22 protein-coding genes and 2 riboswitches are annotated in these 25,188 nt (G+C 68.9%); of the genes, 10 read left to right on the forward strand and 12 right to left on the reverse strand.

Going from position 1 to position 25,188, the window contains the following annotated elements; genetic code table 11:
- Positions 1–5: 5 nt before the first annotated feature.
- On the reverse strand, positions 6–371 hold the full coding sequence (locus tag AB4Y35_RS29280; RefSeq protein WP_368707112.1) for a hypothetical protein: 366 nt from the start codon (positions 369–371) through the stop codon (positions 6–8).
- 103 nt (positions 372–474) lie between these two features.
- Here AB4Y35_RS29280 and AB4Y35_RS29285 point away from each other — a divergent pair, with 103 nt between their 5' ends.
- Positions 475–921, forward strand: coding sequence for a MarR family winged helix-turn-helix transcriptional regulator (locus AB4Y35_RS29285; protein ID WP_069266231.1), 447 nt, complete (start codon positions 475–477; stop codon positions 919–921).
- On the opposite strand, the gene cobM is transcribed toward AB4Y35_RS29285, so the two are convergent.
- Genes cobM through cbiE form a run of 3 tightly spaced genes read right to left on the reverse strand, consistent with a single transcriptional unit; the run spans position 918 to position 3,618 of the window.
- Entirely contained in the window at positions 918–1,655 is a 738-nt protein-coding gene (cobM, locus tag AB4Y35_RS29290) for a precorrin-4 C(11)-methyltransferase (protein WP_368707113.1), read from the reverse strand. The genes AB4Y35_RS29285 and cobM overlap by 4 nt on opposite strands.
- A 14-nt stretch (positions 1,656–1,669) precedes the next feature.
- Positions 1,670–2,395 carry a cobalt-precorrin-6A reductase gene (locus AB4Y35_RS29295; protein ID WP_368707114.1) on the reverse strand — a complete coding sequence of 242 codons (726 nt, stop codon included), beginning with the start codon at positions 2,393–2,395 and terminating at the stop codon, positions 1,670–1,672.
- The gene (gene cbiE / locus AB4Y35_RS29300; protein WP_368707115.1) at positions 2,392–3,618 is read right to left on the reverse strand and encodes a precorrin-6y C5,15-methyltransferase (decarboxylating) subunit CbiE; all 1,227 of its coding nucleotides are present in this window, start codon (positions 3,616–3,618) and stop codon (positions 2,392–2,394) included. The genes AB4Y35_RS29295 and cbiE overlap by 4 nt, the downstream gene beginning before the upstream one ends.
- Before the next feature lie 167 nt (positions 3,619–3,785).
- A riboswitch (cobalamin riboswitch) is annotated at positions 3,786–3,974 on the forward strand.
- Between the two features lie 95 nt (positions 3,975–4,069).
- Between cbiE and cobG the strand changes: the two genes are divergently transcribed.
- Genes cobG through cobJ form a run of 4 tightly spaced genes read left to right on the forward strand, consistent with a single transcriptional unit; the run spans position 4,070 to position 8,503 of the window.
- Entirely contained in the window at positions 4,070–5,455 is a 1,386-nt protein-coding gene (gene cobG, locus AB4Y35_RS29305) for a precorrin-3B synthase (RefSeq protein WP_368707116.1), read from the forward strand.
- Positions 5,448–6,074 carry a precorrin-8X methylmutase gene (locus AB4Y35_RS29310; protein WP_368707117.1) on the forward strand — a complete coding sequence of 209 codons (627 nt, stop codon included), beginning with the start codon at positions 5,448–5,450 and terminating at the stop codon, positions 6,072–6,074. Before cobG ends, AB4Y35_RS29310 begins: the two co-directional genes overlap by 8 nt.
- The gene (locus AB4Y35_RS29315) at positions 6,075–6,806 is read left to right on the forward strand and encodes a precorrin-2 C(20)-methyltransferase (protein WP_342922563.1); all 732 of its coding nucleotides are present in this window, start codon (positions 6,075–6,077) and stop codon (positions 6,804–6,806) included.
- Positions 6,794–8,503, forward strand: a complete 1,710-nt coding sequence (cobJ, locus tag AB4Y35_RS29320) for a precorrin-3B C(17)-methyltransferase (RefSeq protein ID WP_368707118.1) — start codon at positions 6,794–6,796, stop codon at positions 8,501–8,503. Before AB4Y35_RS29315 ends, cobJ begins: the two co-directional genes overlap by 13 nt.
- A gap of 7 nt (positions 8,504–8,510) precedes the next feature.
- Here cobJ and AB4Y35_RS29325 read toward each other — a convergent pair whose 3' ends face one another.
- Positions 8,511–10,061, reverse strand: coding sequence for a diguanylate cyclase (locus tag AB4Y35_RS29325; protein WP_368707119.1), 1,551 nt, complete (start codon positions 10,059–10,061; stop codon positions 8,511–8,513).
- 192 nt (positions 10,062–10,253) lie between these two features.
- Here AB4Y35_RS29325 and AB4Y35_RS29330 point away from each other — a divergent pair, with 192 nt between their 5' ends.
- Positions 10,254–11,252: a flagellar brake protein gene (locus tag AB4Y35_RS29330; protein ID WP_368707120.1), complete on the forward strand. Its 999-nt coding sequence runs from the start codon at positions 10,254–10,256 to the stop codon at positions 11,250–11,252.
- Positions 11,253–11,259: 7 nt separating this feature from the next.
- Here AB4Y35_RS29330 and AB4Y35_RS29335 read toward each other — a convergent pair whose 3' ends face one another.
- From AB4Y35_RS29335 to cobW, 4 genes are all read right to left on the reverse strand, one after another.
- Positions 11,260–11,769 carry a VWA domain-containing protein gene (locus AB4Y35_RS29335; RefSeq protein ID WP_368707121.1) on the reverse strand — a complete coding sequence of 170 codons (510 nt, stop codon included), beginning with the start codon at positions 11,767–11,769 and terminating at the stop codon, positions 11,260–11,262.
- A gap of 155 nt (positions 11,770–11,924) precedes the next feature.
- Positions 11,925–12,962, reverse strand: coding sequence for an ATP-binding protein (locus tag AB4Y35_RS29340; RefSeq protein WP_368707122.1), 1,038 nt, complete (start codon positions 12,960–12,962; stop codon positions 11,925–11,927).
- Positions 12,959–16,753 carry a cobaltochelatase subunit CobN gene (gene cobN / locus AB4Y35_RS29345; RefSeq protein WP_368707123.1) on the reverse strand — a complete coding sequence of 1,265 codons (3,795 nt, stop codon included), beginning with the start codon at positions 16,751–16,753 and terminating at the stop codon, positions 12,959–12,961. The genes AB4Y35_RS29340 and cobN overlap by 4 nt, the downstream gene beginning before the upstream one ends.
- A gap of 27 nt (positions 16,754–16,780) precedes the next feature.
- Complete coding sequence (gene cobW / locus AB4Y35_RS29350) at positions 16,781–17,872, reverse strand: cobalamin biosynthesis protein CobW (RefSeq protein ID WP_368707124.1); 1,092 nt, start codon at positions 17,870–17,872, stop codon at positions 16,781–16,783.
- 213 nt (positions 17,873–18,085) lie between these two features.
- A riboswitch (cobalamin riboswitch) is annotated at positions 18,086–18,356 on the reverse strand.
- A 211-nt stretch (positions 18,357–18,567) separates the two neighbouring features.
- On the opposite strand from cobW, the gene AB4Y35_RS29355 reads away from it, so the two are divergent.
- From AB4Y35_RS29355 to bluB, 4 genes are read left to right on the forward strand one after another with little or no spacing between them, the layout of a single operon-like run.
- Entirely contained in the window at positions 18,568–18,990 is a 423-nt protein-coding gene (locus tag AB4Y35_RS29355) for a cobalamin biosynthesis protein (protein WP_368707228.1), read from the forward strand.
- Entirely contained in the window at positions 18,990–19,592 is a 603-nt protein-coding gene (gene cobO / locus AB4Y35_RS29360) for a cob(I)yrinic acid a,c-diamide adenosyltransferase (protein ID WP_133185648.1), read from the forward strand. The genes AB4Y35_RS29355 and cobO overlap by 1 nt, the downstream gene beginning before the upstream one ends.
- A gap of 4 nt (positions 19,593–19,596) precedes the next feature.
- Positions 19,597–20,907, forward strand: coding sequence for a cobyrinate a,c-diamide synthase (locus tag AB4Y35_RS29365; protein ID WP_368707125.1), 1,311 nt, complete (start codon positions 19,597–19,599; stop codon positions 20,905–20,907).
- A complete protein-coding gene (gene bluB / locus AB4Y35_RS29370; protein ID WP_368707126.1) occupies positions 20,891–21,583 on the forward strand; it encodes a 5,6-dimethylbenzimidazole synthase in 693 nt (230 codons plus the stop codon). The genes AB4Y35_RS29365 and bluB overlap by 17 nt, the downstream gene beginning before the upstream one ends.
- A 7-nt stretch (positions 21,584–21,590) precedes the next feature.
- Here the strand turns inward: bluB and AB4Y35_RS29375 are convergent, their stop codons facing one another.
- From AB4Y35_RS29375 to AB4Y35_RS29385, 3 genes are all read right to left on the reverse strand, one after another.
- Positions 21,591–21,971: a VOC family protein gene (locus tag AB4Y35_RS29375; protein WP_368707127.1), complete on the reverse strand. Its 381-nt coding sequence runs from the start codon at positions 21,969–21,971 to the stop codon at positions 21,591–21,593.
- 99 nt (positions 21,972–22,070) lie between these two features.
- Entirely contained in the window at positions 22,071–22,697 is a 627-nt protein-coding gene (locus AB4Y35_RS29380) for a DUF4136 domain-containing protein (RefSeq protein WP_368707128.1), read from the reverse strand.
- An 82-nt stretch (positions 22,698–22,779) separates the two neighbouring features.
- Entirely contained in the window at positions 22,780–25,188 is a 2,409-nt protein-coding gene (locus AB4Y35_RS29385; RefSeq protein ID WP_368707129.1) for a CHASE2 domain-containing protein, read from the reverse strand.

The raw sequence follows: 25,188 nt of genomic DNA on the forward strand, positions 1-25,188 counted from the left end.
TCCGTTCAGACACCGGGAATCGGCAAAACCGGCATCACTTCGACGCCCTCGCCCGGAAAAATCGAAAAATGCGGGTGCCCTTCGAACAGCTTCGCGGCCTCTTCGTGCGATGCGGCACGCAGCACGGTATAGCCCGTTAGCGCATTGGACGTATCCGCGATGCCATCCTCGCCAATCGACTTGGTCTTGCCGAGCGGGCCGCCCATATCGACGATCGACGCCTTGTGCTTTTCGACCCACGCGTGCCAGGCCGCTATGCCCTCCTTTTCCTTTGCATGTCGATCCGCTTCGGAAAGCGCCGCCCAACCCTTCATGCGCGCGTTGTCTTTGGTACCGAGAAAAACAGCGAGAAACAGTTTCTGATCGCTCATGTGTCCTCCAACTGCTGGTCTGGTTGCTGGTCTGAAAACGGGAGCAACGGCATGTCGCCCATCCGGCCTTGACAGCATAGGTTGATATCAACATAATTGCAACATGGCACGCGCAAAGAAACTTCCCTTCGAAACCACGCTATTGGTGCGCGATTGCTGCCTGTGTCTGCATATGCAGCGGGCGGCACGCAATCTCGCGCGCATTTTCGACGACGTGCTGCGGCCGCTCGATCTCACGAACGGGCAGTTTTCGCTGCTGATGTCGCTGAACCGGCCGCATCCGCCCGGCATGAAAGACGTGGCGTCGCTGCTGGCCATGGACCGCACCACGCTCACGGCCGCGCTCAAGCCACTGGAGCGGCGCGGTCTCGTCGTGATCGAGCAGGACCCGGAAGACAAGCGCAGCCGCTTGCTGAGCCTCACGGACGAGGGGCATCGGCTGCTCAACGCGGCATTTCCGCTATGGCAGCAAACGCATGAGGAAATCGAAAAGGAGTTCGCCGAGGGCGAGGTGGACAAGCTGCGGGCGCACTTGCGCGCGCTTTCTTAGTCCTGGCGCTTCTGCGTCCCGTAAAGCGTCGAATCCGCAAATCCCTCCGCCGCGAGCACGCGCCCCACGAGAATGAGCGCCGTACGCTCGATATCCGTCGCCAGCACCTTCTGCGCGATATCCGCGAGCGTGCCCGTTACGCGTTCCTCGTCGGGCCAGCTCGCGCGATAGATCACCGCGACCGGGCAATCTTCGCCGTAATGCGGCCGCAATTCCTCGACGATGCGCGCGATATGGCGCACGCCCAGGTGAATCGCGAGCGTCGCCTTGTGCCGCGCGAGGTCGCCTAGCTGCTCGCCTTCGGGCATCGACGTTTTCGTGGCGTAGCGCGTCAGGATGAGCGTCTGCGAAATGCCCGGCAGCGTGAGTTCGCTGCCGAGCGCCGCCGCGCACGCAGCGGCCGCGGTCACGCCGGGCACGACTTCATAAGGAATACCGAGCATGCGCAAGCGCCGGATCTGCTCGCCGATCGCGCCATAGAGCGACGGGTCGCCCGAATGCACGCGCGCCACGTCGAAGCCCTGGGCATGCGCGTTTTCGAGCAGCGCGACGATCTCGTCGAGCGTGAGCGGCGCCGTGTCCACCACCTTATGCGCGCGGTGGCCTTCCAGCACGGCGGGCGGCACGAGCGAGCCCGCGTAGAGAATGACGGGGCAGCTGCGCACGAGGCGCTGGCCCTTCACGGTGATCAGTTCAGGATCGCCCGGCCCCGCGCCGATGAAGAAAACGGTCATGCGTGAAAACTCCGCTAAACAGGGTTCGCGAGCGCGTCGATTGCCGCTTGCGCCGACGTGAATTCACGTTGCGCGTCGGGCAGCGGCGGGCGCTGCATCATCACCACGGGCAAGCCCAGTTCGCGCGCGACGGCGAGCTTCGCTTCGGTCGCGGCGCCGCCGCTGTTCTTGCTGACCACGACGTCGATGCGCGCCTCGGTAAAGAGCGCGCGCTCGCCGTCGGCGGTGAACGGCCCGCGCGCATCGATGATGTGTGCGCGGGCGTGGCCGGGATGCGCTTCGAGGCAACGGATCGTCCAGTGCTGCTGCGGCGGCACTTCGTCCAGATGCGCGAGCGGCTCGCGCCCGAGCGTGAAGAGCGGGCGCGCGAACGGCGCAATCGCCTCGACTACCCCGGCCCAGCCGCTCACCATGCGCCAGTCGTCGCCGGGCTGCGGCTGCCACGGCGCACGCCGCAGCGCCCAGTACGGCACGTCTGCCGCCACGCATGCGCGCGCCGCGTTGGCGCTGATCTGCGCGGCATAGGGATGCGTGGCGTCGAAGACGAGTGCGATGTTTTCGTGGGCGAGAAAGCGCGCGAGCCCTTCTGCCCCGCCAAAGCCGCCCACTCGCACCGCGCAGGCGAGATCGGCGGGCACGCGGCCAAGGCCCGCGAGCGAGTACACGTGCTGCGGGCCGAGCGTGCGCGCGATCGCCAGCGCATCGCCGGTGCCGCCGAGCAGCAGGATGCGCGCCGTCATGGCTTGACGGCCTCGTAAAGCGTGACGGGCAAGGCCTGACGCCAGGTGTCGAAGCCGCCCAGCGGTTGCGCCTCGCCGATGCCGATGCGCGTGAGCGTGCCGCCGTGCTGCGCGCGCCATGCCACGAGTGCCGCTTCGCTCTGCAACGTCACCGCGTTCGCGACGAGTCGGCCGCCGCTCGCGAGCGCCGCCCAGCACGCGTCCAGCACGCCGGGTACGGTCACGCCGCCGCCGATGAAGACCGCGTCGGGCGCGGCGAGTCCTGCGAGCGCTTCGGGCGCGCGGCCCGCGACGAGTTGCAAACCCGGCACGCCCAACGCCGCGCGATTGTGCTCGATGAAGCGTTGACGCTCGGCGTGCGCCTCGATCGCGATCGCGCGGCAGGCGGCGTGCGAGCGCATCCACTCGATGCCGATCGAGCCGCTGCCCGCGCCCACGTCCCACAGCAGCGCGCCGGGCGTCGGCGCGAGACGCGCGAGCGTGAGCGCGCGCACGTCGCGCTTCGTGATCTGACCGTCGTGGCGAAAGGCGTCGTCGGGAAGGCCGGGCGTGAGCGTCCAGCCGCGCGCGGGCGTCTGCGCACTATCGCTTTCGCATTCGAACGCGACCAGATTGAGCGCCGCGGCTTGTTCGACGTGCCACGCGTCGGCGCGGCCTTCGATGCGGCGTTCGAGCGGGCCCCCGAGATGCTCGAACACCGCAAGACGCGTGGCGCCGAAGCCCGCTTCGGCGAGCAGCGCGGCGAGCGCCGCGGGTGTGCGGCCGTCCGCGCTCAACGCGAGCACGCGCGAGCGCGCGTAGAGATGGCGGCGCAGCGCATCGAGCGGACGGCCGACGAGCGAGACCATCGCCGTATCCTGCAACGCCCACCCCATGCGCGCCGCCGCGAGCGAGAGCGACGACGGCGCGGGCAGCACGCGCATTTCACCTGGCGCCACGCGGCGCGCGAGCGTCGCGCCTACGCCGAACAGCATGGGGTCGCCGCTCGCGAGCACGCAGACGGACGCATTCGCCTCGCGGTACGCAAGCAGCGCCTCCACGCTGAACGGCTGGGGCCACGCTTCGCGCCGTGCACGCACGCGCGAGGGCAGCATCGCCAGATGGCGCTCGCCACCCGTCACGATGGCCGCGTCGAACAGCGCGCGCCGCGCGTCGCGCCCGAGCCCCGCGTAGCCGTCGTCGCCGATGCCCACCACCGTCAGCCATGCCTGCTTGCCCTGCATTCGCTCTCCCGCCGTTGCCTGTTTCTCTATGCCGCCACGGGCCCGCAGCCCGATCGTGGGGCGGAGCACGCGCGAAAACGGGCATAATACCGTGTCCGCCGGCGCCGTTAAGGCAACTTTGCGTGAGACCAGAGTCAGCGCTGAAGCGCTAACTCCGGATCGCAGCTTTGCATGGGACCGGAGTAAGCGCTGAAGCGCTAACTCCGGATCGCAATCAGGGAACACAGCAAGCTGTGGCCGCCCCCGCGACTGTGAGCAGCGAGACCGCATCCACCCGAGCCACTGGTTTTACCGGGAAGGCCGATGCGGTTCACGACCTGCGAGCCAGGAGACCTGCCGGCCGACTGTTCGCGCGAACCCATATCGGGCGGGGTGTACCGATATCGCTGCCGTTTCCCGCCTGCCGTGCGGGCAACGCGCCGCTCCAGCGTGATGCTTACCCGATAATGCCTTGAAACACGCAACGAAGCCCGTCTCGCCCATTGCCGCATTAGCCGTGCTCCGCCCCTCGGCGTGCCCGGGGCTCGTGCGCGTGGTCGCGGCGCGCGACGGCGGCCTGTGCCGCATCCGTCTGCCTGGCGGCGTGCTGAGCGCCGCGCGTGCGCGGGCCCTCGCCGACGCAGCGTCGACACACGCGAACGGCGTACTCGAACTGACCAATCGCGCGAACGTGCAGATTCGCGGCGTGCGCGCCGGCGAGGAAGCGGCATTGAGCGCCGCGCTGATCGACGCAGGCCTCGGCCCTACCGGCATCGACGCCGCGAGCCCGATCGAGCGTGCTTGCGCCGCCGACGAATTGCGCAACGTGATGCTGAGCCCGCTCGCGGGCCTCGATCCTGACGCGTTGTGCGACACGACGGAACTCGCCGCCGCGCTCATCGACATGATGCGGCGCGAGCCACGCTTCGCCGCGCTCTCGCCCAAGTTCGCGCTGCAACTGGACGGCGGCGAGCGTGTGGCGATGCTCGAGCATCCGCACGACATCTGGCTCGCCGCGCTGCCGCATGGCGCAACGGTGCGCTTCGCGCTGGGCCTCGCGGGTTGCCCCACGGCGCAGCCAGTCGGCACGCTTGGCGCCGAAGACGTTTGCCCATCGATGCGCGCGCTGCTGCATGCGTTCCTCGATCTCGCGGGCGCGGACGCCACACGCATGCGCGACGTGCTGGCCGCTCACTCGCTCGACGCGCTGCTTCAGCGCGCGCAACAGCATGGCGAATGCACGCTGATGCGTGACGACGCCACGCTGCACGCGTGGCGCCGCGCGGCGAGTCCCGCCGACCTGCGCCTCGGCGCGCACGCGCTGCACGCCGACGGCCGCGGCTACGTGGGCACGCAGCCCGCGCTCGGCCGTATCGACGCGCCAACGCTGCACGCACTCGCCGCGCTCGCGGAAGACTCGGGCGATGCGACGCTGCGCGTGACGCCATGGCAAGGCGTGCTGCTGCCGAACGTGCCCGCGCACGCCGTGCCCGCTGCGCTCGAACGCCTGCACGCGCTCGGTCTCATCGTCTCGCGCGCCAACCCGCTCGCGCGCCTGATCGCGTGCACCGGCTCGACGGGATGCGCAAAAAGCCGCGCGGACACGAAAGCCGACGCCCAGCGCCTCGCCGCCCTGCTGCCGCCCGGCGCCGAAGCCCACCTGAGCGGCTGCGAGCGCTCCTGCGCGGCCGCGCATTGCGCGCCGTTCACGTTGCTCGCCAGCGCCCCCGACCACTACGACCTGTACCAGCGCGACGAGACGCAAAGCGGCTTCGGCCGGCTCGTCGCGCGCAACCTGACGATCGAAGCCGCCGCGCTAGCCCTCGCGCAGCGGCCCCGGAGTACCCAAGATGTCTGATTACATTCGCGACGGCCAGGCGATCTATCGCGAGTCGTTCGCGACGATCCGCGCCGAAGCCGACCTCTCGCGCATTCCCGCCGACCTCGAAAAACTAGCCGTGCGTGTGATCCACGCATGCGGCATGGTCGACGTCGCCGCCGACCTCGCGTTTTCCGCAGGCGCGGGCACGGCGGGCCGCAACGCGCTCGCGGGCGGCGCGCCGATTCTCTGCGACGCGAAAATGGTCGCTTATGGCGTGACGCGCGCGCGCTTGCCCGCGGACAACGCCGTGATCTGCACGCTCGACGATCCCGCCGTCCCGGATCTCGCGCGCGATGTCGGCAACACGCGCTCGGCAGCCGCGCTCGAACTGTGGCGGCCGCATCTGGCAGGCAGCGTCGTTGCGATCGGCAATGCGCCCACCGCGCTCTTTTATCTGCTCGACATGATTGCCGCGGGCGCCCCACGCCCCGCGCTCATCCTCGGCTTTCCCGTCGGCTTCGTCGGCGCGGCCGAGTCCAAGGCGCAACTCGCAGCCGAAAGTCACGGCGTGCCCTTCGTCGTCGTGCACGGCCGCCGCGGCGGCAGCGCGATGGCCGCCGCCGCCGTCAACGCACTCGCTTCGGAGACCGAATAAATGATCCGCAAAGGACGTCTGCACGGCATTGGCGTCGGCCCCGGCGACCCCGAACTGCTCACGCTCAAGGCGCTGCGCCTGCTCAAGGCCGCTCCCGTGGTCGCGTATTTCGTCGCGAAGGGCAAGAAAGGCAATGCGTTCGGCATCGTCGAGGCCCATCTCGAAGCGGAGCAGGAACGCCTGCCGCTCGTGTACCCCGTGACGACCGAAGCGCTCGAACCGCCGCTCTCGTACGAAGCGATCATCGCCGACTTCTACGACGGCGCGGCGCAAATGCTTGCGCGCCATCTCGACGCCGGACGCGACGTGGCCGTGATCTGCGAAGGCGATCCGTTCTTCTATGGCTCGTACATGTATCTGCACGACCGCCTCGCCGCGCACTACGAGGCCGAAGTCGTGCCGGGCGTGTGCTCGATGCTGGGCGGCGCGGCGGTGCTGGGCGTGCCGCTCGTCTACCGCAACCAGAGCCTCGCCGTACTCTCGGGCGTGCTGCCCGAGGACGAATTGCGCCGGCGCCTGGCCGACGCGGACGCCGCCGTGATCATGAAACTGGGCCGCAACTTCGACAAGGTGCGCCGCGTGCTGGGCGAACTGGGCCTCGCGCATCGCGCGCTGTATGTCGAGCGCGCAACCATGGCGAACCAGCGCATCGTCCCGCTCGACGACGTCGATCCGATGGCTTCGCCCTACTTTTCGCTGCTCGTCGTGCCGGGGGCGAAATGGCAGTCGTGACGCCGCCCGCGATCGTCATTCTCGGGCCCGGCGCGCTCGCCACGGCGCGGCGCGTGCAGGCGCTCTACCCCGGCGCGCAGGTCCATGCACTGCAGGGCCGCGTGGCAGGCGATGTCGCGTTCAGCGAGCTTGGCGCGCATTTGCGCGAATGCTATACGCGCGGCCTGCCCATCGTCGCGCTGTGCGCGGCGGGCATCGTGATCCGCTGCCTCGCACCGCTCCTTGCCAACAAGGGCGCGGAGCCGCCGGTGCTCGCGCTCGCCGAGGACGGCAGCGCCGTCGTGCCGCTGCTCGGCGGACTCACCGGCGTGAACGTCATGGCGCGCGAAATCGGCGCGGCGCTCGCGGTTGCGCCCGCCATCACCACGAGCGGCGAATTGCGCTTCGGCACCTGCCTGCTCAATCCGCCCGCGGGCTATACGCTCGCGAGTCTCGCGCAAGGCAAGCGCTTCGTCTCCGATCTGCTTGCGGGCGCAACGACACGCGTGGACGGCCAGGCACCGTGGCTGGAAAACGTCGATCTGCCGCGTGACGTCGCGGCGCGCCATGCCATCCGCGTGAGCGCGAACGCCTGGGACGGCAGTCCCGACGATCTCGTGATTCATCCGCGCAGCATCGTCGCGGCCGTGGGCGCGCCACGCGCAGCGCTTGCTGAAGATGTGCGTCGCGCACTCGATGCGCACGGCCTCGCGCCGCTCGCGCTCGCGGCGCTCGTCGCCCCTGCTGCGCACACGCGCGATGCATCGCTCGCGCAGGCCGCAACGGAACTCGGCGTGCCGCTGCGCTTCGTCGATAGCGCGGAGAACACGGCGCAAGCCACGCTCGCCGCCCTCGACTTCGCGGCAAATGTCGAGCGCTACGCGCCGAACGATAACGGCGTCGCCCTCGCCTGCGCGGCCGCGCCGCTCGACCCGCTCACGCTGGGCCGCGCGCGCGGCAAGCTCACGGTGCTGGGCCTCGGCCCCGGCCGAGCCGACCTGCTCACGCCCGCCGCGCGCGCCGCGCTCGACAGCGCCACCGATATCGTCGGCTATGCCACCTATGTGGAGATGGCGGGCCCGTTTCGCGCGGACCAGCAGCGCCACGCCACCGACAACCGCGAAGAACTGCAGCGCGCCCGCCACGCGTTCGAGATGGCGAGCGAGGGCCGGCGCGTGGCCGTGGTCTCGTCGGGCGACCCCGGTGTGTTCGCCATGGCGGCCGCCGTGCTCGAAGCGCTCGAAGGCTCGGGTGACGCCGGCTGGCATGCCGTCGAGCTGGCGATCGTGCCAGGCGTTTCCGCGGCGCTCGCCACGGCGGCGCAAGTCGGCGCGCCGCTCGGCCACGACTTCTGCATGCTTTCGCTTTCCGACAACCTGAAACCGTGGACGGTGATCGAAAAGCGCCTGCTGCATGCGGCGCAGGCCGATCTCGTGATGGCGTTCTACAACCCCATCTCGCGCGCGCGGCCCTGGCAGCTCGAGCGCGCGCTGGAGATCGTGCGCAGCGTGCGCGCGCCGCAGACGCGCGTGGTGCTGGGCCGCGACGTGGGCCGCCCCGGCGAGACGCTGCGCGCGACGACCCTCGGCGAACTGCGTTCGGCGGACGTCGATATGCGCACGATGGTGATCGTCGGGTCGTCGGCCACGCGCGGGTTCGCTCGCGGCGATGGCAGCGAGTGGATTTACACGCCGCGCTGGTATCGCGAGGATACCTAAAAGAAACTTACGCCTTCAGGGTGGGCAGCGAGTCGCGCGGGTCGGGTGGCGCACCCTCGAACTCGCGCGCTTTCACCTGATTGCGCCCCGCCTGCTTCGCGGCGTAAAGCTCCGCGTCGGCGGCGCGCAGCAGCGCCTGCGCGCCATCGCTCTTGTGCGGCACGCAGGTGGCGCAGCCAATGCTCACGGTCAGCGTGCCGTATTCGCTATGCTCGTGCGCGATGCCCAGCGCCGCCACCTGCTGGCGCACCGCTTCCGCGATTTTCACGGCGCCGTCGATCGGCGTGGCCGGCAGCACCGCGGCGAACTCCTCGCCGCCGTAGCGCGCCACCATGTCCGTCGCGCGGCGGCAGGCCTCGCGTATCGCACGGGCCACCGCGGCCAGCACTTTATCGCCCTCGGCATGCCCGTAGAAGTCGTTGAAGAGCTTGAACTTGTCGATGTCGATGAAGAGCACCGAGAGCGGCTCGCCCGCGCGTCTCGCATGCTGCCATTCGGATTCGATGCGCAAGTCGAGTGCGCGCCGGTTGAAGAGGCCCGTGAGCGCGTCGGTGACCGCGAGACGTTCGAATTCCTTTTGCGTGGCGAGCCGCGTGCGCATCGAAAATGCGAGCAGCCACGACGAAGCCGCGATCAGCGCGCCGAAGATCAACGCCATCGGCGCATAGATCCGCAGGCGGTGGCGCCATGCGTCGAGTGCGCCGTCCACGGAAGGCGCGACCACCGCGACGAGCGACGTGTGCGGAACGCGCTTGTACGTATAGATGCGTTCGACCTCGTCCGCCTCGCCCACGGCGATGAACGAGCCGGCACTGTTTTTCAGCATCGGCTGGATGTAGTCCAGCTCGCCGATCTGCGCGCCCACTTCGTAGTCCGAATAGGGATGGTGCGCGAGCAAGGTCCCGTCGCTGAGCATGATGAACGCGCTGCCCTTCGGGTCGATGTCGAGCCGGTCGAACAGTTGCTGAAAATACGCAAGACGCATCGTGAGCAGCACGACGCCGCCAAACGAGCCGTCGTACTCGTTCACGCGGCGCGACAGCGCGATCGAATATTGGCCTTCGCGCGTGCGCGAGCGAATCGGGTCCGAAATATACATGCCGACCGAGCGCTCGTGCTGCGCCGTGAAATAGTCCCGGTCTGCGAGATTGACGCCGGGATACGCGCGGCCGTCGCGCGATTCGACGATATGGCCGCTCGCGTCGGCATAGAACGCGTCGTCGAGATACGTGCCGGTCGCCACGCGGCCGAACAGCAGCTTGCGGCGGAGGTCGGGCGGCAGGCTTTGCGTGCGCGGGTCGCGCGCGCTCTCGGCGGCGTCGAGCAGCAACAGGTCGCAGATGCTGAAATTGGCCTCGAGGTCGTTCGACATCAGCGCAACGAGCGCGCCCGAATTGTGCTGCGTGCTGACGATGGCCTGGGTGCGCTGCTGCATCAGCCCCAACAGCACGATGGCGACGATGGCCGCGCCGACCAGCGAGCCCATCGTGCCGACAATGAACGGATGGCTCCCCACCCACTGCATGAGCGCCCCATTCCATTGGCGGAGGATTCGCAAACATCGTGTCCAGAGCTTCATGAGGCGTTTCCTCTTGCTCCGCTCGCTTCGTTGATCCCGCTTGAACTGTTTGCCGGCCGATTACAGATTGCATTCAGGCGCCATCATACTGCGGCTCGCGAAACCGCCTTCGAAGCGCGGCACATACTCAATTTCCCTGCCGCAGCGCCGTAAACCAGATGAAGCCGCGAAGTGCATTCGCAACGCGAACCGCTCACCGTCCACCCTGCGCCGATGACCAACCCGACCACTGAAGATCAAGCCGAAGCCACCGACGCCGCAACGGAAGCCGCCCCGCTCACGCCGCAAGCCCTGCCGGTCGGCGAGCCGCTCGCCTGGCCCGTCGTCGATCGCGACGGCGCCCTGCTGCTCGACGCCGGCTCGGTGCTGATGGGCGAAGCGGAACGCGACTTTCTGTTCCAGCATTTCGCGCCGCATCGCGGCGACAGGGAACGGCTCGAGGCTGCACCGGAGAGCGCGACGGCCACGAATGCGCCCAGCACCGGCGATCCAGCCGCCACCACGCGCGACATGCACCTGACCATCGGCGCGCTGATGGGCCTGCGTCCGCAGATGGGCGCGAGCGGCGCACCGATGCACCCGTGCCGCCTGATCGGCTTCGCGCCCAACGAGGCACTCTTCGTGACGACGCCCTATGTCGACGGCCGCCCCATCGCCATCACGCCGGGCGAAAACGTGGAGATCGTCGCGATTGCGAGCCAGGCCGTCTATCGCTTCGTATGCACCGTGCATGCGCTCAGCCAGTCGCCGCTCGACTACCTCGTGCTTTCGAAGCCCGCCAACATCCGCCGCCTGCGCGAACGCCGCTCGATTCGGGTGCGCGCGCAATTTCCCGTGCGCTATGGCATCGGCGAGGAAGGTGCGGGTTATGACGGCGTGGCGCTCGCACGCGGGATCAGCGCGCTCGGGCTTTCGGTGAGCGCCGCGTGGGCACTCGGCAAGGTGGGCGAGCGGCTGCGCGTGGCCTTCCAGCTGCGCTCGGGCGACAACGCGACGGCGATCGAAACCACTGCAATCATCCGCAACGTGCAGGCGGAAACGGGCGACCCCGCGCACGCGACGCTCGGCCTCGAACTCGACCGCCTCACGCCCGCCGAACAGATGGCGATGAAAGTCTACGTATTCGATCGTCAGGACGACGTGCTGTACTGGACCGGCAGCATGCGCTAATGCGCGTTCAGGCGAGCAATGCCTGAGCGTCCAGGCACTCGCCGGCCCAGGCTCGCGCGAGCGCCTCGCAGCGCCCCACGCGCAGCGCGCCAAGTTCGCAATCGATCACCGTGACGTGGTCGGCGTGGCGCGGCCGCTCGGGCCACTGCGTCGTGCGGCCGTCGCTGAACAGCCAGAGATGACGCGCGCGCGCCGGATCGCGGCGCGCGGCGGTTTCGAGCACTTGCGCCGCGCGGCCGATGCCCACTTCGAGCGGCGTGCCGCCGCCCCCGCCGATCGGCTCGATCCAGCGCTCGTTCCACCAGCGCGGCACCGCGGGCCCGAACCTCAGCTCGGCGCCGGCGCCGCCGAAAGCAATCAGCGCCACCTCCACACGCTCGGCGCGGGCGCGATCGAACAGCGCGATCAACAATCCCTTGGCGAGCGCGAGCTGGCCGCGCGCGAGCATCGAAGCCGAGCAGTCCAGCACGAAGCAATGGAGCGCGCCGGAACCCGTCTTGCGTCTGGCGAAGCGCAAATGTTGCGCCTGCAACGACCCGGCGCGCTTGGCCGCGAGCGTGGGCGGCCAGGCGATGCGCTCGCCGCGCTTCGCGACTTGCGCGGGACCGCGCCCCGGGCCTTCTCGCCGTCGAGCGCCGCCCTGTGCGAAGGCGGCGGCCTGTGCCCGACGGGTCAGCGTTTTTTTGCGGGCAGCGGGATGACGCCCTTCACGGCCTTCGCCGCGACGGGCTCGGGCGGCAACTCGCCCCAATCGGCATCCGACGTTGTTTCGGTGTGCTTGTCTTCGCGCCTGGAAGCGGAGGGCGGCTGCTGCGGCTCGGGGGAAGACGGCGCATCGGAACGCTGCGGCATGGCGTGCCGGCGATGCGCGAGCACGCAATCGGCAACTTCATCGACGTGGTCCGGGCTCACCGCCTGCGCGCCTTCGAACGCGGCGAGCGCACGCGCCGCACGCAGCATCACGAGGTCGGCGCGCAAGCCGTCGACGGCGGCCTCGATGCAACGCTGCGCCGCGCGCTCGTGGACGGCGTCGCTCCAGTCGAGCTTGGCGAGCGCAGCGCGGGCCGCCGCGATACGCTGCGCGAGCGCGCGCTGTTCAGTCTCGCGCGCCGCACAGAACGCCTGCGGATCGGCGTCGAACGCGAGACGCGCCTTGACGATGCGTTGCCGCTCCGCGGCGTCATAAGGCGTGCCGAGTTCGACCATCAAGCCGAAGCGATCGAGCAATTGCGGACGCAACTCGCCCTCTTCGGGATTCATCGTGCCGACCAGCACGAAGTGCGCGTCGTGGGTGTGCGACACGCCATCGCGCTCCACGGTGTTCACACCGCTCGCCGCCGCGTCGAGCAGCACGTCGACGAGCGCATCGGGCAGCAGGTTCACTTCGTCCACGTAGAGCACACCGCCGTGCGCGCGCGCGAGCAGCCCTGGCGCGAAGCGCACCGCGCTCTCGCGCAACGCCGCTTCGAGGTCGAGCGTGCCGATCAGTTTGTCCTCGCTCGCGCCGAGCGGCAGCGTGACGAACGCGCCTTCCGGCAGGAGGGCCGCGAGCGCCCGCGCGGCCGTGGATTTCGCGGTGCCGCGCGGCCCGCTCACCAGCACGCCGCCGATCGCGGGGTCGATGGCCGCGAGCAGCAGTGCGCGCTGCAACGGCGCCTGGCCGACCAGCGCGGTAAAGGGAAACGCGGGACGCGTGGCCGCAGCGCTCATGGTCCTGATCCTTCCAGATGCTGCCCGGCTTCGAGCAGACGGTGTTCGAGTTGTGCGCGATGCTCGCCCGGCTCCTGCCAGAGACCGCGCTGGATCGCTTCGAGCAGGCGCTCGCACACGGCATGCAGCGCATGCGGATTGTGGCGCTGCATGAATTCGCGCGTGTCGTCGTCGTGCACGTAGGCGTTCGCGACGAGCGCGTACTGATGATCGCCCACCACGCGCGCGGTCGCGTCATAGCCGAACAGGTAGTCCACGGTCGCCGCCATTTCCGCCGCGCCCTTGTAGCCGTGACGCTTCACGCCGTCGATCCACTTCGGGTTCACCACGCGCGAGCGGATCACGCGCGCGATCTCTTCGTGCAGCGGACGTATGCGCGGCGCAGCGGGGTTGCTGTGGTCCGTGTGATAGAGCGCGGGCTGCGCCTGCGAAAAATGCCGCGCCGCCGCGGCCATGCCGCCCTGGAACTGGTAGTAGTCGTTCGAGTCGAGCAGGTCGTGTTCGCGGTTGTCCTGGTTCTGCAGGACCACGTCGAGCGACGCGAGACGCGCGCGGAACGCCTCGCTCGCCTCATCGCCCGCGCTCTTTTGCGCGTAGGCGTAGCCGCCCCACGCCTGATACGCGTTCGCGAGATCGGCGTCGGTCTGCCACTGGCGATGGTCGATCATCGACTGCAAGCCCGCGCCGTACGCACCGGGGCGTGCGCTGAACACGCGCCAGCCCGCGCGGCGGCGCGCCTCGTCGGCGGCCATGCCGTTCGCGACCAACACGTCGCGCTCGCGCAGCACGCGTGCGCGCAGCGGGTTCTGGTGCTCCGGCTCGTCGAGATCGGCCACCGCCTGCACGGCGGCGTCGAACAGATGCATGACGTTGGGAAACGCGTCGCGGAAGAAGCCCGATACGCGCAGTGTCACGTCGATGCGCGGCCGGTCCAGCGCCTCGACCGGCATGATTTCGAAGTCGGTCACGCGCTGGCTGCCGGCAGCCCACTTCGGCCGTACGCCGATCAGCGCAAACGCCTGGGCGATGTCGTCGCCGCCGGTGCGCATCGTCGCCGTGCCCCAGACCGAAAGCCCCACGGCGCGCGGGTAGTCGCCGTGCTCCTGCAGATGGCGCTCGATGAGCTGATGCGCCGATTTCATGCCGAGCGCCCACGCCGCCTGGGTCGGAATGGCGCGCGTATCGACGGAATAGAAGTTGCGGCCCGTGGGCAGCACGTCGGGGCGGCCTCGCGAGGGCGAACCGCTCGGGCCCGGCGGCACGAAGCGGCCTTCGAAGCCACGGCGCAGTTGGCGCAACTCTTCGGGGCCGCAGGCGTCGAGGCGCGGCAGCACGTCGTCGCGCAGGCGCGCGAGCACCCGGGCCGCGTGCGGCAGCGATGCAGGCTCCGCATCGCTTCGTTCGCCTGAGCAAATGTCTTCGATCAGCGTGGCCGCGAGCATTTCGAGGCGTTCGCGCGTGTCGCCCGCATGACGCCATGGCGTATCGCTCACCGCAGCGAGTTGCGGCGGACGCGGGCCCTGCCACGGCGCAGCCCAATCGACCGTGGCCGGATCGACGAGGTGATCGATACGCAGGTCGCGCGCGAGCGCGTCGATCAGGCCCGCGTTTGCGCCCTGCCCGTCGCCGCATGCGTAGCGCCCGAGCGCGAGCAGCGTGTCGCGCCGCTGCTGGCCTTGCGGCGATTCGCCGAACGTATGCAGGCCGTCGCGAATCTGCGCCTCCTTCAGCTCGCAGAGATAAGCGTCGGCGCGCGTGAGCAATTCGTCTTCGCCGGCCTGATCCTGCGGCGCGGAAACGCTCAACTCCTCGTGCAGCCGATGCTCGATGATCGTCGCGAGGATGGTCTTGCGCAGCAGCTTGGCGCGGCGCGGGTCCACCATCAATGCTTCGTAATACTCATCGACCTGACGTTCGAGGTCTTGCAGCGGCCCGTAGTTTTCGGCACGCGTGAGCGGCGGCATCAGGTGATCGATGATCACGGCTTGGGCGCGGCGTTTGGCCTGGCTCCCCTCGCCCGGATCGTTGACGATGAACGGGTACAGATGCGGCAGCGGCCCGAGCGCCATGTCGGGCCAGCAGGTGTCGGCGAGCGCCACGCTCTTGCCGGGCAGCCACTCCAGGTTGCCGTGCTTGCCCACGTGCGCGATGGCGTCGATGCCGAACGCGTCGCGCAGCCAGAAGTAAAACGCGAGATACGCGTGCGGCGGCACGAGTTCGGCGTCGTGGTAGTTCGCGTAGGTGTCGTCGCCGCGCGAGCGCGACGGCTGGATGCCCACGAACACCTGGCCACAGCGCCAGCCCGCAATCATGAAGCGGCCGCGGCGCACCGTGGGGTCGTCCTCCGGCACGCCCCAGCGCGCGATCAGCGCGTTTTGCGCCTCGGCGGGCAACTGCGAGAAGCGCGCACGGTAATCGTCGAGGGAAAGACTCTGCCATGCGGGGCGCAGCGCGCGCGTGTCGGGATCGTTGGTCACGCCCTGCGTGAGGATGCGCATGAGCGCGTCGCCGTCTTCGGGCAGATCGGCCACGCGATAGCCTTCGTCGCGCAGCATGCGCAGGATGCCGACCACCGAGGCCGGCGTGTCGAGCCCCACGCCGTTGCCGATGCGCCCTTCGCTCATCGGATAGTTCGCGAGCACGAGCGCGAGCTTCTTCTCTGCATTCGGCAGGCTGCGCAGACGGCACCACCGGCGCGCCAGTTCGGCGACGAAAGCCACGCGTTCGGCGTCGGGCTGATAGCGCACGACATCGACCTGCGTCTCCTTGCAGTGGTACGCAAGGCCCTTGAAGCTGATCGCACGCGTAATCACGCGGCCGTCCACTTCGGGCAGTGCGATATGCATGGCGATGTCGCGAGAATTCAGGCCGTGATTGTCCTTCACCCAGTCTTCGCGATTGCCGCCGCTCAGGATCACCTGGAGCACGGGCGCGTCGCCGGCGAGCGCGATCGGTTCGGGGTCATCGAGCGATGAAGCCGCGAAGGCCGTGGTATTCAGCACGAGCGAGACGTCGTGTTCGGCCGCCAGTTGGTCGAGCACGTCGCGGCTCAAGGCGTCCTTGAGCGACGTGATCGCAAGCGGCAGCGGGTTCAGGCCGCGCGCGAGCAGCGCGGCGATCAGGGCATCGAAAGCGGCAGTGTTGGCCGCCTGCAAATGCGCCTTGTAAAACAGCAGCGCGACGACCGGCGCGCCGGGTTGCCAGCGCGCGCGCCATTCGTCGATGGTCGCGACGTCGCGCTGCGGGCAATAGAGCGCGGCGGCGGGCAGCGCAACGGGCGGCGCGGGCTCGCTGCCCCAGTCGAACGCGCGCCACGCGAGCGCACGCAGGAACGATGCGGCGTTGGCCGCGCCGCCTTCGCGCAGATAACGCCAAAGCAAACGGCAAAACTCGGGCTCGGCGCGGCTCTTGGCGATGAGATTGGGGTCTTCCTGCAAGTCGCCCGAAAACATCGCGAGCAGTTGCCCGCGGCGCCCGGCGAGCGAGACGACCTGCTCGATGCCATAAGGCCAGTACGTTTCGCCGCCCAGATGATCGACCACCACCACGCGCGCGTGCTGCAGGACGTCTTCGACGTAGAAGTCCACCGACGCGGGCTGGCGCAAATACGTGACGTTCGCGAGCCGCACGCTCGGAAAGCCCGCGGGCAGGCGCGGCACGACGCTCGCGAGCAGCGCGAGCGTCGTGTCCGCCGAACTGAGCACGACGATCTCGGCGGGCTGCTGGTCGATCCGGATAACGCCTTGCGTGTCGTCGACGAAACCGCCTGGCGTGGTGCGCAGCAAATGCATGGGACTGCCTCGTCTAGCTCGGCGCGTTCACTTCGCGCCCGCGGTCTGCAGGTTCGCCAATGCGGTATCGAAGGCCGCTTGCAGCGTCGCGCCATCGAGGTCTTCGCCGATCAGCACGAAGCGGCTCGCCAGCGGCTGCGCCGCGCTTTCCTGTGCGTTCCAGCGGCGGTCGAAATAGCTGTCGAAGCGGCGGCCCACGCCTTGAATCACGAGGCGCATGGGCGCGCCCGGCAACGCGGCAAAGCCCTTCACGCGATAGATCGTGTGCGCATCGACGAGTTGCTGCAGCGCCTCGATCACGGTCTCGCGCGAAGCCGCATTGCCCGACACCACGACCGAATCGAACTCGTCGTGGTGATGATCGGGATCGTCGGCGGAACCATGATGGTCGTGGCGCAGATGAATGCTCTCCTCGGAGGCCGCCTCGAGCCCAAGCAGCGTATGCAGATCGAGCTTGCCGTGCTGCGCGCGCACGATCTTCACCTGCGGCGGCAGCTCTTCGCGCAGCTCGGCGATGAGCGCGTCCTGGCCCGCAACGTCCAGCAGATCGGTCTTGTTGAGAATGACGAGGTCGGCGGCCGAAAGCTGGTCTTCGAACAGCTCATGCAGCGGCGATTCGTGATCGAGATTCGGGTCGGCGCGGCGCTGCGCGTCCACGGCCTGCGGATTTTCGGCGAACTGGCCGCTCGCGGCGGCGGGGCCGTCCACCACGGTCACGACCGCATCGACGGTGAACGCGTTGCGGATCGACGGCCAGTTGAACGCCTGCACGAGCGGCTTGGGCAGCGCGAGACCCGAGGTTTCGATCAGCACGTGATCGACATCGCCGCGGCGTTCGAGCAGTTTCTCCATCACGGGGAAGAACTCTTCCTGCACGGTGCAGCAGAGGCAACCGTTCGCGAGTTCGTAGAGCTGGCCTTCGGTTTCGTTGCCGTTCTCGTCACAGCCGATGCCACAGCCACGCAGAATCTCGCCGTCGATACCGAGTTCGCCGAATTCGTTGACGATGACCGCGACGCGCAGGCCGCCCGCGTGCTGAAGAATGTGACGCAGCAGTGTGGTTTTACCGCTGCCGAGAAAGCCCGTCACGATCGTGACCGGAATCTTGCGCATTTGCATGAAGTGCTCCTTCGGCGCCAGGCCGTATCGAGGGGCATGGTGCGTCGCGCCTGCCGTTCGTGCGGGTGCTGCGTTGCGGACACGCGCGCATCCATGGAAACGCTGTCACGCGCAACGATTCAACAACCTGCAGGGGACGAACGGCCAGAAACGCACCCGGGCCTCGCCCGGCTGACGCATGAAAATCACGGACCCGGCACCGCATCCCCGCAGCGCGAATCCCACGTATCTGGCCGGTATCCGGACTGACGAAACACCGCTTCGCCTTCCCGCGCGAGCGGCCTTGCGGCCGGCTTGCACAGTGGCGTGGACTGCGTAAAGCATGGAAGCGGTTTGCGGCATTCGTGCGAACGCCGCGCTCGTTGTACCGTTGCGGGTGCAGTTCAGGTTGGCCATGCCCGAGGCGGGATGGCTCCCTGATTCCCGTTTAACTGCGCGTGCATTATGAATCGCGCGCGCGAGCACCAGAGTGCGTGCGAGTGTAGGCGCGGGGGGCCTGCGCGTCAAGGAAGGCGTGGGAAGCCGCAAAAGCGTGTGCTATCGTAGCGCGCATCCGGCGCCTGCTGGAACGCGACGCTTTTGCTCGTTTTGCCACTGCGGTCACGCCTTCGATCGACGCTCTCGCCGTGAATCCTGCCGAACATCGCGCCTCGCGCGCAGCCTCATTCGAAGCCACGCCGGAGCCCGCGCAGCGCGTGCCGCCGCTTGCGCTCGGCATCGGCTGCCGGCGCGGCGTGACGCTCGCGCAGGTCGAAGCCGCAGTGCGCGCCGCGCTCGGCGCGTGGCCGCTCGACGGCGTAACGGCCGTGGCGACGCTCGACGCCAAAGCCGGCGAACCCGCCTTGCAAGCGTTTTGCGCGGCACACGCGCTGCCGCTGCAGACGTACACGCGGGAGCAACTCGCCGCGACGCCGACACCGGCGCCGCCCTCCGCCGCCGCGCAGGCGCAGTTCGGCGTGGACGGCGTGTGCGAGCCCTGCGCGCGTCTCGCGGCGGGCGGCGCTCCGCTCGTGCGCGGCAAGCTGGCGCTCGACGGCGTGACGGTCGCAATCGCAGGCTTTCTGCAAGACCCCGCAAACGCGGACGCGAAAGCGCCGCAATCAACCCACTCCCGATGATGAAAACCGATCCCGAATCGCACCAACGCATGACGCAACGCCGCCGCGAGGGCCACGAGAAGAAGCAGGCCGCCGCGACGCACGAAAAGGGCCTGTTGATCGTCAACACCGGCAACGGCAAGGGCAAGAGCACGGCCGCGTTCGGCATGGCGGTGCGCATGCTCGGCCACGGCATGAAGCTCGGCGTCGTGCAGTTCATCAAGGGCGCGCTGCACACGGCCGAACGCGACTTTCTCGGCAGCGTTGCGCACTGCGATTTCGTGACGATGGGCGACGGCTACACCTGGAACACGCAGAATCGCGACGGCGACATCGCCACCGCGCGCAAGGGTTGGGACGAAGCGAAGCGCATGATCGAGAGCGGCGACTACGCCATGGTGATCCTCGACGAACTCAACACGGTGCTCAAATACGAGTATCTGCCGCTCGACGAAGTGCTCGGTGTGATCGCGTCGCGCGCGCCGCACGTGCACGTGGTCGTGACGGGCCGCCATGCGCCCGACGCGCTGATCGAAGCGGCCGACCTCGTCACGGAAATGCGCCTCGTGAAGCATCCGTATCGCGAGCAAGGCGTGAAAGCGCAAAAGGGCGTGGAGTTCTAAGCGCATGAGCGCAACGGTTGCCTGCCCCGCGCTCTTCATCAGCGCGCCCGCTTCGGGCCAGGGCAAGACCACGCTCACGGCCGGCCTCGCGCGCCTGCACCGGCGCGCGGGCCGGCGCGTGCGCGTCTTCAAGACCGGGCCGGATTTTCTCGACCCGATGATCCTCGCCCGCGCGAGCGGCGCGCCGGTGCTCTCGCTCGACCTGTGGATGGTGGGCAAAGAAGCGTGCCGCGCGCTGCTCGCGCAGGCCGCGCGCGAAGCCGACCTGATCCTTATCGAAGGCGTGATGGGCCTGTTCGATGGCACGCCGAGCAGCGCCGATCTCGCGACTGAGTTTGGCGTGCCGGTGGCCGCCATCGTCAGCGCGAAGTCGATGGCGCAGACCTTCGGCGCGATCGCGTTCGGTCTCGCGCGCTTTCGGCCGGACGTGCCGTTTCATGGCGTGCTGGCGAACCGAGTGGGCTCGCCGCGCCACGCGCAAATGCTGCAGGAGGCGTTGCCCGCCGACGTGCGCTGGCTCGGGCACGTCGCGAGCGAAGCGACGATGGCGCTGCCCGATCGTCATCTCGGCCTGCATCAGGCCGCGGAGATCGACGACCTCGACGCGCGCATCGAACGCGCCGCCGACGCGCTCGCGCAAACCGCGCTCGCCGAATTGCCGCCGGCAGTGGCATTCTCCGATCCTTCGCATGACGAAGCGATTGCGCGACGACTCGAAGGCCGTCATATCGCCATTGCGCGCGACGCCGCGTTCTCGTTTCTCTATCCGGCGAACATTGCGTTGCTCGAATCGCTGGGTGCGAGCGTGAGTTACTTCTCGCCGCTCGCGAACGAGCCCGCGCCCGCCGGCGCCGATGCGGTCTTTCTGCCGGGCGGCTATCCCGAGCTACATGCTTCGACGCTCGCGCACAACACGCGAAGCGCGAATTCGTTGCGCGCGCATGTATCCGCAGGCAAACCGCTCGTCGCCGAATGCGGCGGCATGCTCTATCTGCTCGATGCGTTGACCGACGTGGAAGGCACGCGCACGCCGATGCTCGGCATGCTTCCGGGCGAGGCGGTCATGCAAAAGCGCTTCGCGGCGCTCGGCATGCAGCAGCTCGACGGCGCGCATGGCGAGCTACGCGGCCATACGTTTCACTATTCGCGTGTTTCCACACCGCTCGCGCCCGCGCTCACGGCACGCCACGCTCAAACTGGCGCGCCCGGCGAGGCGCTGTATCGGCACGGCTCGATCGCGGCCACCTATATGCACGCTTACTGGCCCTCCAACCCGGCTTTCGCGGCCGCACTCTTCCATGGCACAGCCCTTTGACGAAGCCGAACGCGCGGCGGTCTACCGCGCGATCTACGAGCGCCGCGACATGCGGCACTTCGCACCGGGCCCGATCGACCCCGCGACGCTCGCGCGTCTGCTCGACGCCGCGCATCACGCGCCGAGCGTGGGCTTCATGCAGCCGTGGCGCATCGTGCGCATCACGGACCATGCGTTGCGCGAGCAACTGCATGCGACGGTCGAGCGCGAACGCATCGCGACCGCCGATGCGCTGGGCAAACGGCGCGACGAGTTCATGAAGCTCAAGGTGGAGGGCATGCGCGACTGCGCCGAGGTGCTCGTGGTCGCGCTGATGGATCGCCGCGAAGCCCACGTCTTCGGCCGCCGCACGCTGCCCGAGATGGACCTCGCTTCCGTGGCGTGCGCGATCCAGAACATGTGGCTCGCGGCGCGCGCCGAAGGCCTCGGCATGGGCTGGGTGTCGATCTTCGACGTCGACGAGGTACGCGCCCTGCTCGCCATGCCCCCCGGCGCCAAGCCGGTGGCGATACTGTGCGTGGGTCAGGTCGACGCGTTCTACCCTCAGCCGATGCTCGAAATGGAGAAATGGGCCGAACGCAAGCCGCTTGGCGAATGCGTGTTCGAAAACCGCTGGCCGCATGACGAGCCGGCCAGCGTGGCCGAAGCGGCGCCGGACGCAACGCCCGGCGCCTGACGCCCGCTCACGCCTCGCGCGCGTAGCAGACGGCCTCGACGTTGTTGCCGTCGGGATCGATCAGGAATGCTGCGTAATAGTCGGGGCTGTAATCGGCACGCACGCCGGGCTCGCCATTGTCTTTCGCGCCTGCGCGCAGGCCCGCTTCATAGAAACCAGCGACCGCAGCGCGGTTCGCCGCCGCGAATGCCACGTGCACGCCGCGCGGCGCCAGCGCGGTGTCGGCGGATATGGCGTGCAGCCAGAGTTTGGGCTCGCCCGGCTGGCCGAGCCCCGCGTAGGTGTCGTCGCGCATGCACACCACGACGCCTAGCGGCGCGAGCAGCGCCTCGTAAAAACGCACGCTTCGTGCGAGATCCTGCACGCGCAATCCAATGTGATCGAACATGAGCGACTCCCGTGATGTCTGCGCGCAACCGTTGCGCCAGATTCTGGAGCCAGCATAGCGCCTTCGCGTTCGGCGCGGCCTGGGAAAAGTTGCCCTGAACTACTGCGGATTGACGGGTGAGACGGAGAGCACTTCCGGCATGCCAGGCGCCTGCTCCGCCGTGCCGGCGCTGGCCGGAGCCTTCAGCTTGACGCGCCATTGCGGCGCGCCCGCGTACGGCAGCCGCGCCAGTGCGCCCGCCACGAGATACGGCACGGCCTCGCGTGCGTCGGCGTTGCGGTCGCGCTTCACGGCGCTCACCTTGTAGACCTCGCCGCCTTCGGGCAACGCGAAGAAACGCAGCGTCAGCGTATGCACGTAGGGCCGCCCGAACCACGGCAACGACGGCCCCTCGGCCGGCGCGCAGCCGGCGCCGCAACGGCTATCCACGACTTTCACCTCGGCGGGATGCGTGTCCCACGCCACCGAGACGAGATAGCGCGCCGCCTCGGGTGCGCCTGCCTTGAAGCCGCGCTGCGCGAGACCGTCGCTCAGCAACGCCTGGTACGGCAGGATCTCGCCCGCATCGGCCTGGGCGGGGGTTGGCGCAAAACGGTAGAGCGCGGGCTGGCTGGTCGCCGCCGCAGCGGGCAGCGCACCCGTGGCCGCGACGTCGGTCGTCACGCCCGCGCATCCGGCGAGGGCGACGAGCATCGGCAGGAGACAGATCGACAGCAAGGTCTTCACGAAACACTCCATCGGGTGGCCGCTGGCATGGGGCCAGCGGCATTCGGGTTATGCATGCGCCGCCGCAACGGTCCGGCGCGGCTCAAACCGGCGCGTCGAACGCGGGCAGCGACATCGTCAGGACGGTGCCCTTGCCTGGCTCGCTGTCCAGCTGGACGTCGCCGCCGTGGCGCGTCACGACTGTTTTCACGAACGCCATGCCGAGCCCCGCGCCGCTCACCTCGGGCCGCTGTTCCGCGTGAAAGCGCTGGAACGGCTGGAACAGCCTCGCCTGATCTTCCTGCGAAATGCCGTAGCCCTGATCGCGAATCGAGCAGAGCACGCGCGGCGCAACGCGGTCGTCCAGCGCAACGGTGCAGACGATGCGCGTATCCACAGGACTGTACTTCACTGCGTTGTTCAGCACGTTCACGAGCGCGCGCGTCATGAGCGAGCGGTCGGCGTTGATCCAGCCCATCTGCTCGCCTTCGAACACGGTGTCGATCTGGATGCGCTTCGCGTGCGCCTGCGGCCACACTTCATCGCTCGCATCGATCACCAGCTCCGCGAGGCTCGTGGGCTCGAGCGCATACACCTGCGACTCGGCGCGCGCGAGTTGCACGAAGTCGTCGGCGAGCTTGAGCGAGCGGCGCGCGTAGCGCTCGATCCGCTCCATCACGCCGCGCACGGGCTCCGAGCCGAGCGTGCCGCGTTCGCGCTCCGTCTCGACGAGCGCAACGATCGAGGCCTGCGGCGAGCGCATGTCGTGCGACAGCAGGCGCAGCGCGTCTTCGCGCTGGCGCTCGGCGTCGTGCAGCTCGGTTACGTCGACGAGACCCGCGATCCAGCCCACCGCCTGCCCCTGCGCGTTGGTGCAGCACGCGTAGCGCAGCAGGTAGTCGCTGCCGTCGCGCGCGCGCACTTCCACGCCACGCTCCATCAATTCCGCGAACTCGTCGCGCGCCGGGTCGAGCGGCGCGGGCCAGTGCGCGTGCGCAAACGCCATCGCGTCGGGCGCCGGGTCGATCGGCTTGACGAGCGCGAGGTCGCCGAACACGTCCTGCATCCGGCGACCTTCCGCGGCGCTCACGTTCAGTCGCTCGAGATACGCACGCGAAGCATGATTCGCGATCAGCACGACACCGCGCAGATCGGCCACGAGAATCGGCTCCGGCACGGAATCGAGGCTGTCCCACACGAAGCGGCGCATGTCCTGCAGCCGCTGCGCGGCCTGCGCCATGAGCGCCATTTGCTGGGCGAGCGCGTCGCCGGCGAATTCGCGGCGCGGCGTGGGGGCCTCGGGCAGCAGGTAGGGTTCGTCGGCAAGCTGGCGCAGTTCCTTGCGCAGATACGCCATCGTCATCTCGAGGCGGCGCCAGCTCCACACCGGATAGACGATGAGCAGCGCGACGATCGCGGGCACCGGCGGGAGCCAGAGGCGCGCGTGCAGCATGCCCGCGCTCGCACCGAGCGACACGGCGATCAGGAACGCGAGCAGCAGCAGCGTGCGCAGCGGCGAGAGCACGAGGAAACCCGCCAGCAGCAGCACGAGCGGCGCGAGCGAGGCAAGCACGACCATGACCGGCGGCACGGGCTGGATGGCGCTGCCGTTGAGCAGCGTGTCGAGCACGATGGCGTGGATGTACACGCCGGGCAGCGGCCCGAGGGTACCCGAGAGCGGCGTGGCGAAGCGGTCGTAGAGCCCCGAGGCCGTGACGCCGACGATCGCCACGCGCCCGCGCAACTGCTCGGGCGGCACGCGGCCATCGAGCACGTCGGCGAACGAGACCTTGCGGAAGGCCTGCGAATTCGCGCCGAAAGGAATCAGGAAGCGCGACTCGCTGCCGGGTGCCGCCGCATGCAGCACCTCATCGCGCTGCGCGGCACCGGGCGTACCGTGCGCGAGCTTCACGGCGCCGCTGCGCACCGCCCGCCAGACCGGCACCATCAGCTGTGGCCAGCGCTGCTGCGCGTCGCCTTCGAACAGCGCGACGCTGCGCACGATGCCGTCGCTATCGACTTCGAGGTTGATATGGCCCATGCCGGCGACCGCCTGCGCGAGCGGCGCGACCGGGGGCACGGCCTCGCGGTGGCCGGTGTCGTCGGCGGGCGTGAGCAGGATCGGCAGGAACGACGGGCGCGCGCGCAGCGCCTGCGCAAAGTGCGCGTCGTCGGGAGACGATTCGGTGAACAGCACGTCGTAGACGACGGCCGCCGCGTCCGCTTTCGCGAGCTGATCGACGAGCCGCGCGTGCAGCTCGCGCGGCCAGGGCCAGCGTCCGAGCGCGGCGACGCTCGCATTGTCGATCTCCACGAGCACGATGTCGGGCGACACCGGCAGCGCGCGCGCAGAGAGCAGGCGGTCATAGACCAGATGGTCGGCGCCGCTCGTGAGCCGCCAGAGCACGCAGAGCACGACCACGACCACGCCCGCGCAGCCCACCCCGGTCCATTCGAACAGGAAGCGTCGCCCGACGGAGCGGCCAAGGCGCGCGGGCGGCCTCACGCTCAT

It is taken from the genome of Paraburkholderia sp. EG286A (genome assembly GCF_040965375.1).
Lineage (GTDB): Bacteria > Pseudomonadota > Gammaproteobacteria > Burkholderiales > Burkholderiaceae > Paraburkholderia.